Origin of the sequence: Paenibacillus sp. N3.4 (assembly GCF_008017805.1) — a bacterium.
Lineage (GTDB): Bacteria > Bacillota > Bacilli > Paenibacillales > NBRC-103111 > Paenibacillus_E.
The window spans coordinates 1-13,311 of the sequence record NZ_VRTT01000118.1 but is presented as its reverse complement, the minus strand read 5'-3'; the positions used below and the strand labels follow the sequence as shown (position 1 = coordinate 13,311).

Below are 13,311 nucleotides of genomic sequence, written 5' to 3'. Positions count from 1 at the left end.
GCGGAACGCATCACGACAGAGACTTCAATGCAAGTCTAAATATTCTTGCCGAAGGCAAAAGACTGCTTACTGTGTAGTCACACTACACGAACTGTCGGAGCGACAGGGTTAGCTTGGTAAACTTCTCTTCGTTAGAAGAGACTACCCAAGAATCTAGTGACTTTAGTCATGAGAGGTTCAATTGTATTTAGTTCACTGGGCTGTTCCCGCCACCTATAGAGAAACTTGGAAAGCGCTTGTCCATCTATACAAGGAAGGATTCGTACGCGCCATTGGTGTAAGTAACTTCCAGATTCATCATCTCAATCATATTATTGAAGACACAGGGTTCATTCCCGCTGTAAACCAAGTTGAGTATCATCCTGAGCTCGCGCAAAAGGAATTACTGGCTTTTACTCGCGAACATCATATCCAGTTAGAAGCCTGGAGTCCGCTGATGCAAGGGAAGCTGGACCATCCTGTCCTGGCTGAGCTTGCTGCGAAGCATGGCAAGTCACCAGCACAAATCGTCCTGCGCTGGGACATCCAAAATGGCGTTGTCACGATTCCGAAGTCAGTAACAGAGCAGCGCATCCGTGATAATGCGAATATCTTCGATTTCGAGCTGAGTGCAGAGGATGTCGCTTTAATCGATACGCTGAATGAGAACAAACGTATTGGCCCTAATCCGGACAATGTGACATTTTAGCACACTATTCGAATAGAAATGGCATGAAGAACCCCTCGATAATCGGTATCGCAGGGGTTCTTTATTGTGCCAAACATTCAGTTCAACAAGGCAATCATCTGATACACTTGGCGATGATCGCCGGGGAGCGTATAGTTCGCAACCTTGAGCTGTGAGGAACCGTCACCATCCAAGAACAGCCCGTCCACCAACTCCCCAGCGCCGACCTGCTCCGTTACAGCTGTGCGGAATTCATCGCCCGTGCAAGGCGTAGGAGAGACGACCAAGTAAACATGATTGCTGGTGTCATACACGATTCCTGAGCGCATGCGCTTCTCGTTAATGACCGGCATTTCCTCGGATACTGCTTGAGCAGCCCAGCCGTCTGGGTTCCTCAGCCCCATACTCACCCCACCTTGTGCCCAGTAGTGAGCGCGATCCATCACTTTCAACTCATCCGCTGCCTCGACGATTTGTATGGTGAAGGTTTGTGCTTTTTCATCCCAGACCAGCGTGCCTCGTTTACGATCGATATTAAACCAACCGGAGCCGTAGTCGCCGGGCTGCCCTTTGACAGGAAGATCATTTACAACCGCGATACTGAGCAAATAGCCTTGCCAGAAAAAACCGCCATTAATACCGGTGTTTTGCAAATCCGTGACATTGGCGGTAATGGCTTTTAAGCCAATATTGTTGGGCGGCGTGCGAATGACATGTAGAGCAATACCGTTACTTGCTTGCATAACGCTATATTCCGAGCTAGGTTTAGCAGGCGGTTTCGTCGTTGGATGGTTAAGCCAGATGATAGTCCATATAAAACTAGTAATCATGATTAGAAAATAGATGAGCAGGGAAGCTATATTCTTTTTGGACCTACGAAACAGATGCATGAGGCAACTCCTCTTCTCTTAGAATGAGCTGTTTCTATTAGTCTATGAAAAGGAAGCCCCGATATGCCTTTCTAACGAAAAAAAGCCCTCTGAGTAAGTGATACAATCACTCCTCAAAGGGCTTCCTTGCTATGTAAAGATTTACATTAGAAAATAGGAATTCTTGCTTTATTGCCGTCTTTTGCATAAAGAATGGCTTCTGAGCTGAATAAATCTACGCTCTCCAGAGAATGAACCAAGTTCATCGTCGTAAATTTGTTATATCGAAGGGCGTTAATAAGAGAGGGAATTAATTTGTGGTCCGTTCCTACGAAGTTAACCGTCACTGGTTTTTTATTAAACAAAATATTCATTCTCATTTCCTTTCATCTCCAATCTGATAACTTGATAAGATTACTGGAATTTATATTACCATGACCTTCACGCTTTGTCCGTCGGTTATCGCTGTCGAAAACCCACTATTTTTGACAGAAATCTTGTCGGCAAACCTAACGTTACACGGTGCTTAGGTTTTTATCATCCAGCTGCCACATTGGGCCTTTATATTGAAGCTGTAAGTAAAAACTTTATGAAAAAGGAGCTTAACCAAATGAAAAGATCATTCATCCGCGTAGGAATTATCAGCTCACTGACTTTATCCATTGTCGGAGGGGCCTTCGTATTCGCTAAGGATAATCTGTCTAATACTTCTGCACCATCTTCCTATAAGATCCGCGAGCTAGAGCTGCCGCCGCCTCCACGTCCAGAGGGGAACGACAAGCCAAGAACACAGGCTGCAGAGGCTCCCGCAAATCGAAATACGACCTCCCCCAAAACAAACCCTCCAACTGGCGGCAATGGGGCCGGACAAACAGCGAATACCGTAGTTATAACAGGTGGATTCGACACAGATCCACAGGACAAAGGTAGGCCTGTTGTGCTTATTGCCGCGGCTCTTGGGGTTCCCACAGAAGTTTTCAGAGAAGCTTTTAGCGGAGTAAAACCTGCAGGATTAGATAGAGGCCCGACAGCTGAAGAAGCTCAAAAAAACAAGGCTGCCCTTCTCAAGGTATTAGCCCCATATGGGATTACGAATCAACGCTTGGATGAGGTATCCAACTATTATCGTTATAACGGAAGCAGCGGCGGAACCTGGCCGAGAACAGAAGCAACAGCAACCGTAACAGTTACGAATGGTGTCGTGACGAGTGTTACTGTGACCAATCCGGGATCTGGGTATACGTCGAGTCCTACGATATCCGTCATGGGACCGAACGGTCAGGTGACCGCGGCAGCTTCACTATCCTACTCCAAAGATTTTAAAACCAACGGAAGTATTTCTGCGATTAACATTCAATAACCATCAACGGATGATACGAGCCTTATTTCTGCCTATTATATGATAAAATATTCAATGATAGAGTTGTTTATGAGTTGCTTGTTAGGAGGCTTTTCAATGAGAACCATTATGATTGTGGAAGACGAGCCGGCGATTTCCCGTGTCTTGTCGGCATACATAAAAAAGGCAGGCTATGACTATGTCATCTATACAAGGGGCGATGAAGCCATCCAACAATTTGGGGTTGTTCAGCCTGATCTTATTTTACTGGATGTGATGCTTCCTGGCATGAATGGATGGGAGGTACTGCGCGAAGTACGACGCAGAAATACTTGTCCTGTCATCATGCTCACAGCCAGAGGAGACATTGGTGATCGCCTTGCGGGTCTTAACAGCGGTGCCGATGATTATATGATGAAGCCGTTTGAGCCTGAAGAGGTTGTAGCTAGAATCAACGCCGTACTTCGGAGGCCTTCTCAGGCTTTGATCGCAGATCATCAGAAGCATTACGGCAGTCTGAGGCTTGATTACAAGTCAAGGAGCATTTACTTGAATGGGGCAAGCTTATCTCTAACGCCTAAGGATTTGGCCGTGTTGCTTTTTTTGGCAGAGCATCCGAACCAAATTTTCAATCGTGAACAGTTAATTGAGCGGGTATGGGGAATGGACTACGATGGGAGCGATCGCGCCGTTGATCAGGCCATCAAACGTTTGCGTCAGGCACTGCTTAACATGCCGCCTGAAGAAGGTGAAATTCGGACTTTACGGGGAACGGGGTACCAGTTCTATGCCAAGCAGAACGCCTAAGCGAAGCACACTGCTCCGATACTGGACTTTGCGTTATGTGCTGACCTTATTTGTAGGTTTATTTTTGATAGGAGTTGCTTCCGTCCTGTGGCTTCAGCACTCGGCTCTTACCAGTCGATTGCAAAGTATCCAGACTTTTTCGCAGGTCGCGGCGAATACTGTCACAAGTAGTGCTGGGCAAATTGTGATACCCGACCAGTTCTATAGGTGGATTGACTCTAGTCAAAGAACATACAAACTACCGGGACAATTTGGTTTAACGGTATTCGACCAGAGAGGTCATGCTTTGTTCTATAAGCCAGCTCCCTTAAAAGAGAAGCCGACTGGTCAACAAGGTGATAATTTTACGGGTTCGCCAAGCACGATAGCTGATCCAGCTTTTCCGTCTGCGCCGTTGCTTCAAGACCAGATGATTGTGCATCAGATCGGCAGCACATACACCATTATTACGCCTATCTTCCGTTCGAATTCGGTTATCGGTTCCATAGCCATTTCTTATGCCAAGAAGGAGTTAACCGACATTAGCCAACAATACGGTTTGATCTCTTCTTTGCTTTTGATTTCGGGGCTGCTTGGTTGGCTTATTCTTTATTTGCTGCTTCGTAAATTATCGAAGCCCATTTATGCAGTAGTGCAGGCACTTAAACAAATCCAGTCGGGCAATTATACGCTTGTTTTGCAGGAAAACGTCAAGGAGCAAGAAATTCACGACCTCCTTGTCTACTTTAATGCCACGACGTCAAGGCTGGAGCAATTGGAACAGCTGCGTACGGAACTGCTAGCTGGGGTGACACATGAGCTCAGGACGCCGGTTACGTCGATACGCGGTCTTCTCCGCGCGATTAAGGATCAGGTCGTAACTACTGACGAGGCAGATGAGTTTCTGGATATTTCGCTGAAAGAAACGAATCGACTGGAGCGGATGGTTTCGGATCTGCTGGATTTTAACACTTTTGCGTCTGGGCATGTACAGGTTCAATCAGAAGCTATCGATCTGGGTAAGCTGTTGGGAGAGATCGTCTATCAATGGAGCTTAATCTATCAAGAGGATGATATAGAAATAGAGATAGATATTCCCGACCGTAAGTGGATTGCCTCTGGCGATGCCGTCCGGATTCAACAAATTATCGTGAATCTCCTTAACAACAGCCGACAAGCTGCACATGAGCACTGTAAAATCTCCGTATCTCTAGCAGAATTTTCAAGCACAATGTACGAGATTCTGGTCAAAGATAACGGTTCAGGAATCCCGGTTCACGAACAAGTCAACATCTACGAAAGGTTCTTCCGGGGAACGAACAAGAAGCTTGCCGTTCGTGGTCTTGGGCTAGGACTAACCTTAAGTAAGATGCTGGCGACTGCTATGGATGGTAAGCTTCTTCTTAAGGATAGCTCATCACAGGGAACGACCTTTCAGCTCTTTCTTCCCATTGCTTCTGGTCAGCTCGACTAAGGCATCTATTAGAGAAATCGGCTGTTACTTAAGGTCTAAACTGACATAAAGGACAGCAGTTATGTCGTTCAAAATAAAAGTGGTGGGGCAGGAGTTGTATTCTGTTCGCCACTTTTTGTTTTTTTAAGCTTGTTATACATCATAAAACTGTTTCTTCTAAGTTTACTTTTGGCTTGACAGTAGGAAACTTTTAAAATATAGTAAACACATCGGAATTAACACTAACTGACTCGTCAGTTAATAGAAAGGGGTGGATCTTGATTTCACCTACCCATGAACAAGAACAGGATCGTCGTTATCAATTAATGAACTGCGCACTTGAGCTATTTGCAAAGAAGGGTTATCACAATACTAAAATTTCTGATGTGGTCAAGTCTGCTGGGGTATCACAAGGAACTTTCTATTGGTACTTTGAAAGTAAAGAGCAGATGACGCTCGCATTGATTCATAGCGGTAATGAGAAACTGACCAAAGTCATTGATCAAGGTTATCGACAGCATGCCGGGAGTGTAGATGACATGGTGAAATCGTCGGCACGTCTGCTTACAGACCTGTTTGAATTTGCCGATCAAAATCGTTATTTGATGGCGTTGCTGCTGATTAAAGGTCAAGGCGCGGATGAACCGGTTAGAGAAGCAGTATCGCAAACATGGATTGCATTCGAAGAAGCCTTTAAGAACAATGTTCAGCGTGCGGTTGAGCTTGGCATGCTGCCCCAATTCAAAGACATCTCACTTCGAGTAAATATTCTCGTCAGTTTAATTACAGGCGTTCTATCCAAATGGTTGTTCGGACCTATGCATGATGTTGATTTTCAATCGAGCTATAATTCAGTGCAGATTGCCGAAGAAACGGCAAGGTTTGAAATTTGTGGTTTATTGGGATAATAAAAGAGAAAATTAGGTTTATTCAGGAGGAAACATATATGTTCACGAAATCAAGAAAAATCGTTCAATCCCTTACAATCGTAAGCGTAGTTGCCCTTGCCTTGTCCGCATGTGGTGGGAAAACAGCGCAACCTTCACCTAATGCTTCCAGCCCCAAACCGGCAGAAACGGCGGTTGCTTCCAATCAATTGGAACAAATCAAAAAATCAGGAAAAATAAGAATAGGGTTAATGGGCACTTATGCTCCTTATAACTTTTTGAATGATAAGCATGAAGTAGATGGTTACGATGCCGATGTGGCGAAAGAAGTAGCCAAGCGTCTGGGTGTTCAAGTGGAATTCATTACAGGGGAATTTTCCGGTTTAATCGAAGGACTTCAAAAAGATAAGTATGACGCTTTGATCAGTCAGGTTACAATTACTGACGACCGCAAAAAAACAATGGATTTTTCGACGCCATACATCAAAAACGCTGTGAATGTGATCGTCAAGAGCGACAATACAACCATCAAGTCAGTTGACGATTTCAAAGGTAAAAAGGTTGGTGTAGGACTCGGAACGAATGATGAAAAATATTTGAGAGACACGGTTCTTCCCAAAGTCGGAACTTTTGAAATTGCTACCTATAATGATGTTATAACATCTTTGATGGATTTGAATGTCGGAAGAATCGATGCGACGATTAACAACGTATTTGCTATTAAACCTCTAGTTGATCAAAATAAATTAAAGATTAAAACAGTCGGGGAGCCGATCAAAGAAGATGCAGCCGGCATCGCTGTCCGTAAAAACAATCCTGAGCTTATCGAGGCCATTAACAAAGCGTTGGCGGATATGAAGTCCGACGGAACGTTTAAGACCATCTTCCAAAAATGGTTTAACGTGGATCCGAATATTTAATGGGCTTTGAACGGAGAGGATGAATGAAATGGATCTCGTTTTAAAAAACATCCATTTTCTGTTAACAGGTGCCTATTATACCCTATTAATTACGCTTGTTTCGATGGTGTTCGGTTTTTTCATCGCTTTGATCGTGGCTATCGCACGCTTAAAAGGGAATATGCTTATCCGCGGCTTAGCTAGAGGATATGTCTCGATTATTCGCGGGACACCGATTCTTATACAAATCTTTATTGTCTACTATGGATTGCCGGATTACGGAATTAAATTTGGACCGCTCACCGCAGCTTATATCTCGCTCAGCATCAATATTGGCGCTTATTTATCGGAAACGTTCCGAGGCGCCATTATTTCTGTGAGCAAAGGACAAACGGAAGCCGCGCTATCGCTGAACTTGTCGCCTTGGCAAACATTGCGAAAAGTTGTTCTTCCGCAAGCCGCCAGAGTAGCCATTCCTCCCATGGGCAATACGTTTATCGGAATGCTGAAGGAGACTTCACTTGTTTCCGTTGTTACGGTAACCGAGCTGCTTCGCTCAGCGCAATTGCTGATAGCGCAATATTATATCGCTATGCCTTTTTTTATTGCGATAGCTCTGATGTATTGGATCATGAGTATGGTCTTTTCGAATATCCTAAATCGTATCGAGCTTAAGTTATCCAAGGCTTATTAAGGGTGTGCGTTGACATGATTGAGGTAAACAAACTAAGCAAGAGCTTTAAAGAATTAACGGTATTAAATCATATAAATATACACATTCGTGCCCAAGAGATTGTTGTTCTGCTGGGACCAAGCGGTTCAGGAAAAAGTACACTGCTGCGCTGTCTGAATGGACTAGAGGAACCAAGCGAAGGAACGATACGCGTGGGCGATACGCAGTGGGAGAGCACGATGGGTGCCCAAGCGAAAAAACAAGCGATCAGGGGCATTCGCAACTTAACAGGCATGGTATTTCAATCCTTTAATTTATTCCCGCATATGACGGCTTTGGACAATGTCATCATGGCCCCCATGACAGCGAAAAAAATGCCCAAGGAGCAGGCTGTTGAGCTTGGCGAAGCCTTATTAGCCAAGGTAGGTTTGCTGGATAAGAAGCTGGAATATCCTTCGCGTCTTTCCGGAGGCCAACAGCAGCGGGTAGCCATCGCTAGATCTCTTGCCATGCAGCCGCAAGTAATGCTCTTCGATGAACCAACCTCGGCTTTGGATCCGGAGCTTACCGGAGAAGTACTGTCGGTCATGAAACAGCTGGCGAAGGAAGGGATGACGATGATTGTTGTCACCCATGAAATGAGGTTTGCCAAAGAAGTAGCCGATCGGGTCATCTTTATGAGCGATGGGATCATTCAGGAGGAAGGAATTCCTAGTCAGTTTTTTGCAGAGCCTAAGACGGAACGCGCCCGTAAATTTTTAAGACAAATTACAGAATAGCCGTAGGAGGGTGATATCGTGGGTTATAGAAAGGCAGAGCATCTCATGGAGATTGCGGCGAGATCAAGGGAGATTATGGAGAGAGACAATCTTGATGCGCTTGTGGCATCCAGCTGCGAGAACTTCTATTACTTATCCGGTCACCCGAGCACCTTTATGTATACATTACGAATGAACGAAGTCGCTTTGGCTGTCGTGTTTCGGAATCCCTACCGGAAAACGGTCGTCATTATGAATGAATTTGAAGCTGCAGGTATTCCAGATGATTTGCCTAACTGCGAAATCAGAACTTATCCGACGTGGGTAGATGTCGATGACCCCTTCGAGCTTAAAGGGAGCCGCTTTCAAGGGAAACGACCGACAGCTCATCAGGTGCAGGAAATGTTCGGGCTTCTTAGTCAGATCATGGATGAAAATGATCTGTCAACGGGTCGCGTAGCTGTTGAGCTGAGTGCTATGCGCTATCCTTCGGTGATAGCTTTGCAGGAAGCTGCCAGCCAATTGAAACTGCAGGAAGCGAGTTCTATTTTCACCGAACTTCGTGTTATTAAGACACCTTGGGAAATAGATCAGCTCCGCAAGAGCTGTACATACGCCGAAGCTGGTATTACAGAAGCCACTCGGGGAATACACGTAGGAAGCTCCGCTGAAGATATTGCCGATGACTTTAAGATGGCTCTTATGAAGAATAGGGAGGGATCTACCTCCCGTTTTCATATGATTTCCGTTGGAGCGAATTTTGCTCCGGCGCATGTGTTCGACACACGTGCAAGCGTGCCCGGCGACTTAATAAAATTCGATGTTGGTGTGGATGTCAAAGGATATGGCTCGGATATCGCTCGAACGTTTGTTTTGGGAACTCCTTCAAGTACGGTGGAACGTGTATATCAGGCTTTAAGAATCGGGCATGATCATCTTGTTCAGCTGATTGAACCGGGAAGATCGATGCAATCGGCCTTTCATGAAGTGATGAGTCTGATTCGCCGTTCAGGATTACCGAATTATAACCGCGGCCACTTAGGGCATAGCGCGGGTTTAAGCCTTGCCGCCGAGGAGCCTCCGTTCATTAGCCCGACTGAATCTACTATCTTCCGTCCAGGCATGGTGCTTTGTTTGGAGACGCCGTATTATGGCTATGGTGTAGGTTCTATCATGATTGAAGATATGGTATTGGTGACGGAAAGCGGTTGTGAGCAGTTGAATCGACTGTCGAAGGACCTGATTTCACTTTAAAGTTATAGCTGCCTATACGAGTGAAAATTAGCAACGACTTGCTTGAACATGCTACAATTACTAAAGTGTCATACGCGAAATCAGAAGGAGGTTGAACTTTGTGTCAAATCCGGATGAGAAGAAAATTAACACCTATCAAGATTGGCTGACTTGGGACGGAGCATGGGAGCTAATTGATGGCAAAGCCTATAATTTGTCACCGGCCCCAACCTCATTGCATCAATTTATTGTAGGAGAGCTTCATTTCGCCCTGCGGACATTCTTTCAGAATCGGAGTTCTATCCCCATCCACCGCATTGAAAGACTTTAATGAGAAGTTCAATTTATATCAGAAGTATGGGGTACAGGAGTATTGGATTGTCGATCCAGGAAACCGAACGGTTCACGTGTATTCGCTGCAGGATGGCAGCTACCAGGTACGTCATCTGTATATGGAGCAGGAAACGATCCAATCCATCGCATTTAAAGATTTGAAAGTGCCCATGAACGGGCTCTTCAGTCTGGAATCATTAGAACAATAAACCGGCGAGATGTGCTCTCAACCGGTTCTTTTTTGACCCGAAAATCAAGTGCCTTGACTTTCGGGTCCCGCTGCATTCGAAATCGCCGGGATGGAATATGAAGTGTGTAATCCTGTTCATGAATGGGATTCAGATCCCGAAATCAGACAAATGATTGAGGAATCTGAAAAGGACATTATGCATGGGAAAGTCTATTCCACAGATGAAATGGTTGAAGCGATAAAGCGTGGTGAACTGTAATTGATCGTTCAATGGACTGAAACGGTACGAAGCCGATTCCAACAAATGAAGAGCGATCATTTTACACAGCAGGAGACAATTGACTACAAGATCAGCTTACTTCACCGAGTGGAGCAGAAAGTCGTCCACATGGGAACGATCATGCCCTCACGTGAATATCGAAACACCTATTACTGCATGGTTGATCGTTATGTTGTGTCTTACAAAGTCCTGGACCAGGGCGAGCGAAACGTGATTGCTTCTTTCAAGCAGGTTGCGATGAAACGAAATTTTTAAATATTGAATGTAGTCAACCGATTCATTTTGAGTCGGTTTTTTGTCTCTGCATTTACGAAGGATTATTAGCTAATTATGTCGAATGATACAAAGTATTCGAATGTGTACGCGGAGGCTAAAATTAATGAGTCAATTATTAGGAAGCAATTTTAAAAAATCAATTATTGACCAAATAAAAAAGTGTTCACGCTCCATCACAATTATCTCACCTTATGTTACTTTGCCAGCGGTTAAAGAATTAGCTAAGGCTCTTCCTGAATCAGTGAAAAGGCGGTGTCTTATCACTAGTCCACCTGGTGTAGAGTATGTTACTGGGAGTGTGGATATTGAAGCATTAGAAATGCTTAGGCAAATTGGTTTTGAAATTCGTTGTTTACCAGATCTTCATGCCAAGATTTATTTACTAGACGAGAAGAATGCGTATATAGGTTCTGCTAATTTTACTTCTAATGGCTGGGAATTGTCTCGGTCACCAGTAAAGGGTAATGTAGAGGATATGATCATGATCGAGACTAGCAAGAGCGATCGAGATCACATCATCTCACGTTACATAATAAATTCAGATGCGCTTGACCTTAACGGTGATTGGAAAATTGAAGTTGAAAAGTATAAGGTGCAATTTCTAAACCAATATCAGAAATTAATGAACTCAATGGTTATCAATTATTCAACCCAAGAGTTTCCAATGTATTCCGATTATCAAAAGCCACCTAATGGTTATAAATGTTACTTCAGGTTTTCGATAGCAAAAACAACAGGGAATAAAATCAAAATGGAAAAGAAAAATATTATCTTAAAACTAGGCGGTGAAAAACAAAACGCCACATGCAACAATCAGTATCCCTTTTAATAAATTCGGGAAATTCTTAACGAGCAAATATTCAACAGAAAATCGCGAAGATTGGCAATTTCGATTATATTTTGATCATGAACAAAACATAACACTTAAAATCAAAGATGAAGTAATTGTGATTCCTAGTAATGAATTAAAAGGAGTCCTTAGTGTGGAGTTTAAGAAAGTTGAGAACAATAAAATAATAAATTAATAATATTGAATGCCAGTCGATTCCTGTGGGAGTCGGCTTTTTTTATTCCCGAAATTTAAGCACCTTGGCGATACGAAGCCCAGCCTTCGTTCATGATTTTCGTCTCCAGCTGCGGCCAGAAATAGAGCATCTCATCGCGCAGCATCGTCAGAATATCCCGCTGCCAGTCCTCCATATAAGGCAAATTTGCTTCGGTCATACTGTGTTCTGTGTAAGAGCTCATGCAACGCTAATGAAGTAAGACCACTTAATTACTGCATTTCTACCAAATATTATTTTGGTAAGGAGTGTGGTTTTTGTTGTTAAAATTTGCGATTACAAGAATTTGTTCCATACATAATATTTCACAAAAAGTGTTGCCAGTGCTTCAAGGCCTAAATAACAGTAGCTAATAAATGGTTCAAAAGGAGGAGGTGAATTTATTTTTTTGTCGAATACTTTGGTGAGTAAGTAGTAATACATAGATAATTCATTAAGTCATTTTATTTTTAAAATGGACATTATATGTCCATAGTGGAATGTTAATATATAAACAATTAGAGGATGATTGAATGGTCAAGGAAAAGGATAGAAAATCGAACAGGTTATTAACTATTTTTGAAAGATTGAATAAAGGCGAACTCCTAATTAAAAAAGACTTAGCGAAAGAGATGCTTGTCGATGTAAAAACGATTCAAAGGGACTTCGATGAGATAAGGGTCTACTTCGCGGAAAGATTGGGTGATTCAGGATTTCTAGACTTAAAGTACGACAGCAAGAAGAAGGGATATATTTTAGTAAGTAAAAACGAATACTTTCTTAATAGTGAAGAAATTACAGTAATCTCAAAAATTCTATTGGAGAGTAGAGCTCTTAACAAAATTGAGCTTGAGGAAATCCTAGATAAGTTGATATTGCAATCTACGCCGTCTGAAAGAAAGTTTATTCGAGAAATAGTTAATAATGAGCGCTTTCACTATTTGCCCTTACAGCATAATAGCTTTTTGATTTCTAAAGTGTGGAATTTAAGTGCTGTTATTCGTTCTAAAAAACTATTGAAAATAACCTATATGAGGGTTGATAAAGAGTTGGCTGTTGAGAGAGTTGTAAAGCCAGTTGGCATCATTTTCTCGGATTATTACTTTTATTTAACAGCTTATATTGCTGATAGATCAGATAGTTTTCCTACTATTTACAGATTGGACAGAATCACTGACTACATTCCTTTAGCAGAGAGTTTCTACATACCTGAAGCGGAGAGATTTGAAGAAGGTGAATTTCGTAAGAAAATTCAATTTATGTATTCTGGGGAATTAATGAGCATCCAGTTTAAGTTCTGGGGGCCCTCTTTGGAAGCGGTATTAGATCGACTACCAACAGCCAGGATAGTAGGCGAAGTTGATAACAAGAAAATTATAGAAGCAGAAGTGTTTGGTGAGGGAGTTAAAATGTGGCTTTTAAGCCAGGGGGCACATCTTGAAATCATAAAGCCAGAAAAGCTTCGAAATGATTTTATGAATTCTCTTAATGCGATAATACAAATGTGGCTTTTAAGCCAGGGGGCACATCTTGAAATCATAAAGCCAGAAAAGCTTCGAAATGATTTTATGAATTCTCTTAATGCGATAATACAAATCTACAATCATAATTGATGATGGTTGTAT

At 43.0% G+C, this 13,311-nt stretch carries 14 protein-coding genes and 3 pseudogenes; 14 read left to right on the top strand and 3 right to left on the bottom strand.

All coding sequences use genetic code 11. The annotated features are described in order from the left end of the window. Window positions 1-175 precede the first annotated feature (175 nt). Window positions 176-688: pseudogene (locus FU659_RS32630) on the top strand (aldo/keto reductase); the annotation flags it as partial. A gap of 77 nt (window positions 689-765) precedes the next feature. On the opposite strand, the gene FU659_RS32625 reads toward FU659_RS32630, so the two are convergent. Continuing rightward, the gene (locus tag FU659_RS32625; RefSeq protein ID WP_261808202.1) at window positions 766-1,497 is read right to left on the bottom strand and encodes a hypothetical protein; all 732 of its coding nucleotides are present in this window, start codon (window positions 1,495-1,497) and stop codon (window positions 766-768) included. 206 nt (window positions 1,498-1,703) lie between these two features. Further along, window positions 1,704-1,916, bottom strand: coding sequence for a hypothetical protein (locus tag FU659_RS32620; protein WP_147951365.1), 213 nt, complete (start codon window positions 1,914-1,916; stop codon window positions 1,704-1,706). 230 nt (window positions 1,917-2,146) lie between these two features. Here FU659_RS32620 and FU659_RS32615 point away from each other — a divergent pair, with 230 nt between their 5' ends. From FU659_RS32615 to FU659_RS32565, 12 genes and pseudogenes are all read left to right on the top strand, one after another. After that, the gene (locus FU659_RS32615; RefSeq protein WP_147951364.1) at window positions 2,147-2,896 is read left to right on the top strand and encodes a hypothetical protein; all 750 of its coding nucleotides are present in this window, start codon (window positions 2,147-2,149) and stop codon (window positions 2,894-2,896) included. 96 nt (window positions 2,897-2,992) lie between these two features. Continuing rightward, window positions 2,993-3,682, top strand: a complete 690-nt coding sequence (locus tag FU659_RS32610; RefSeq protein ID WP_147951363.1) for a response regulator transcription factor — start codon at window positions 2,993-2,995, stop codon at window positions 3,680-3,682. Beyond that, window positions 3,663-5,135 carry a sensor histidine kinase gene (locus FU659_RS32605; RefSeq protein ID WP_147951362.1) on the top strand — a complete coding sequence of 491 codons (1,473 nt, stop codon included), beginning with the start codon at window positions 3,663-3,665 and terminating at the stop codon, window positions 5,133-5,135. Before FU659_RS32610 ends, FU659_RS32605 begins: the two co-directional genes overlap by 20 nt. A gap of 305 nt (window positions 5,136-5,440) precedes the next feature. Next, the gene (locus tag FU659_RS32600; RefSeq protein ID WP_147951368.1) at window positions 5,441-6,022 is read left to right on the top strand and encodes a TetR/AcrR family transcriptional regulator; all 582 of its coding nucleotides are present in this window, start codon (window positions 5,441-5,443) and stop codon (window positions 6,020-6,022) included. Window positions 6,023-6,060: 38 nt separating this feature from the next. After that, window positions 6,061-6,921, top strand: coding sequence for a transporter substrate-binding domain-containing protein (locus FU659_RS32595; RefSeq protein WP_147951361.1), 861 nt, complete (start codon window positions 6,061-6,063; stop codon window positions 6,919-6,921). 28 nt (window positions 6,922-6,949) lie between these two features. After that, on the top strand, window positions 6,950-7,594 hold the full coding sequence (locus tag FU659_RS32590) for an amino acid ABC transporter permease (protein WP_147951360.1): 645 nt from the start codon (window positions 6,950-6,952) through the stop codon (window positions 7,592-7,594). 14 nt (window positions 7,595-7,608) lie between these two features. Next, a complete protein-coding gene (locus tag FU659_RS32585) occupies window positions 7,609-8,352 on the top strand; it encodes an amino acid ABC transporter ATP-binding protein (RefSeq protein ID WP_147951359.1) in 744 nt (247 codons plus the stop codon). Window positions 8,353-8,370: 18 nt separating this feature from the next. Beyond that, entirely contained in the window at window positions 8,371-9,585 is a 1,215-nt protein-coding gene (locus FU659_RS32580; protein ID WP_147951358.1) for a M24 family metallopeptidase, read from the top strand. Between the two features lie 100 nt (window positions 9,586-9,685). After that, window positions 9,686-10,106 (top strand): annotated as a pseudogene (locus FU659_RS32575) (Uma2 family endonuclease). Between the two features lie 90 nt (window positions 10,107-10,196). Next, a complete protein-coding gene (locus FU659_RS36030) occupies window positions 10,197-10,346 on the top strand; it encodes a hypothetical protein (RefSeq protein ID WP_187274550.1) in 150 nt (49 codons plus the stop codon). Continuing rightward, window positions 10,347-10,622 carry a hypothetical protein gene (locus FU659_RS32570; protein ID WP_147951357.1) on the top strand — a complete coding sequence of 92 codons (276 nt, stop codon included), beginning with the start codon at window positions 10,347-10,349 and terminating at the stop codon, window positions 10,620-10,622. A 124-nt stretch (window positions 10,623-10,746) separates the two neighbouring features. After that, on the top strand, window positions 10,747-11,472 hold the full coding sequence (locus FU659_RS32565; RefSeq protein ID WP_187274549.1) for a phospholipase D family protein: 726 nt from the start codon (window positions 10,747-10,749) through the stop codon (window positions 11,470-11,472). 266 nt (window positions 11,473-11,738) lie between these two features. Here the strand turns inward: FU659_RS32565 and FU659_RS32560 are convergent. After that, window positions 11,739-11,849, bottom strand: a pseudogene (locus FU659_RS32560) (SpoVR family protein); the annotation flags it as partial. 370 nt (window positions 11,850-12,219) lie between these two features. Here FU659_RS32560 and FU659_RS32555 point away from each other — a divergent pair. Beyond that, entirely contained in the window at window positions 12,220-13,299 is a 1,080-nt protein-coding gene (locus tag FU659_RS32555; protein WP_147951355.1) for a helix-turn-helix transcriptional regulator, read from the top strand. Window positions 13,300-13,311 lie beyond the last annotated feature (12 nt).

Excerpts from the sequence above, each read along its gene's own strand:
- FU659_RS32625 (WP_261808202.1), bottom strand. The coding sequence starts at position 1,497 with ATGATTACTAGTTTTATATGGACTATCATCTGGCTTAACCATCCAACG.
- FU659_RS32620 (WP_147951365.1), bottom strand. The coding sequence starts at position 1,916 with ATGAGAATGAATATTTTGTTTAATAAAAAACCAGTGACGGTTAACTTC.
- FU659_RS32615 (WP_147951364.1), top strand. The coding sequence starts at position 2,147 with ATGAAAAGATCATTCATCCGCGTAGGAATTATCAGCTCACTGACTTTA.
- FU659_RS32610 (WP_147951363.1), top strand. The coding sequence starts at position 2,993 with ATGAGAACCATTATGATTGTGGAAGACGAGCCGGCGATTTCCCGTGTC.
- FU659_RS32605 (WP_147951362.1), top strand. The coding sequence starts at position 3,663 with ATGCCAAGCAGAACGCCTAAGCGAAGCACACTGCTCCGATACTGGACT.
- FU659_RS32600 (WP_147951368.1), top strand. The coding sequence starts at position 5,441 with ATGAACTGCGCACTTGAGCTATTTGCAAAGAAGGGTTATCACAATACT.
- FU659_RS32595 (WP_147951361.1), top strand. The coding sequence starts at position 6,061 with ATGTTCACGAAATCAAGAAAAATCGTTCAATCCCTTACAATCGTAAGC.
- FU659_RS32590 (WP_147951360.1), top strand. The coding sequence starts at position 6,950 with ATGGATCTCGTTTTAAAAAACATCCATTTTCTGTTAACAGGTGCCTAT.
- FU659_RS32585 (WP_147951359.1), top strand. The coding sequence starts at position 7,609 with ATGATTGAGGTAAACAAACTAAGCAAGAGCTTTAAAGAATTAACGGTA.
- FU659_RS36030 (WP_187274550.1), top strand. The coding sequence starts at position 10,197 with ATGGAATATGAAGTGTGTAATCCTGTTCATGAATGGGATTCAGATCCC.
- FU659_RS32565 (WP_187274549.1), top strand. The coding sequence starts at position 10,747 with ATGAGTCAATTATTAGGAAGCAATTTTAAAAAATCAATTATTGACCAA.
- FU659_RS32555 (WP_147951355.1), top strand. The coding sequence starts at position 12,220 with ATGGTCAAGGAAAAGGATAGAAAATCGAACAGGTTATTAACTATTTTT.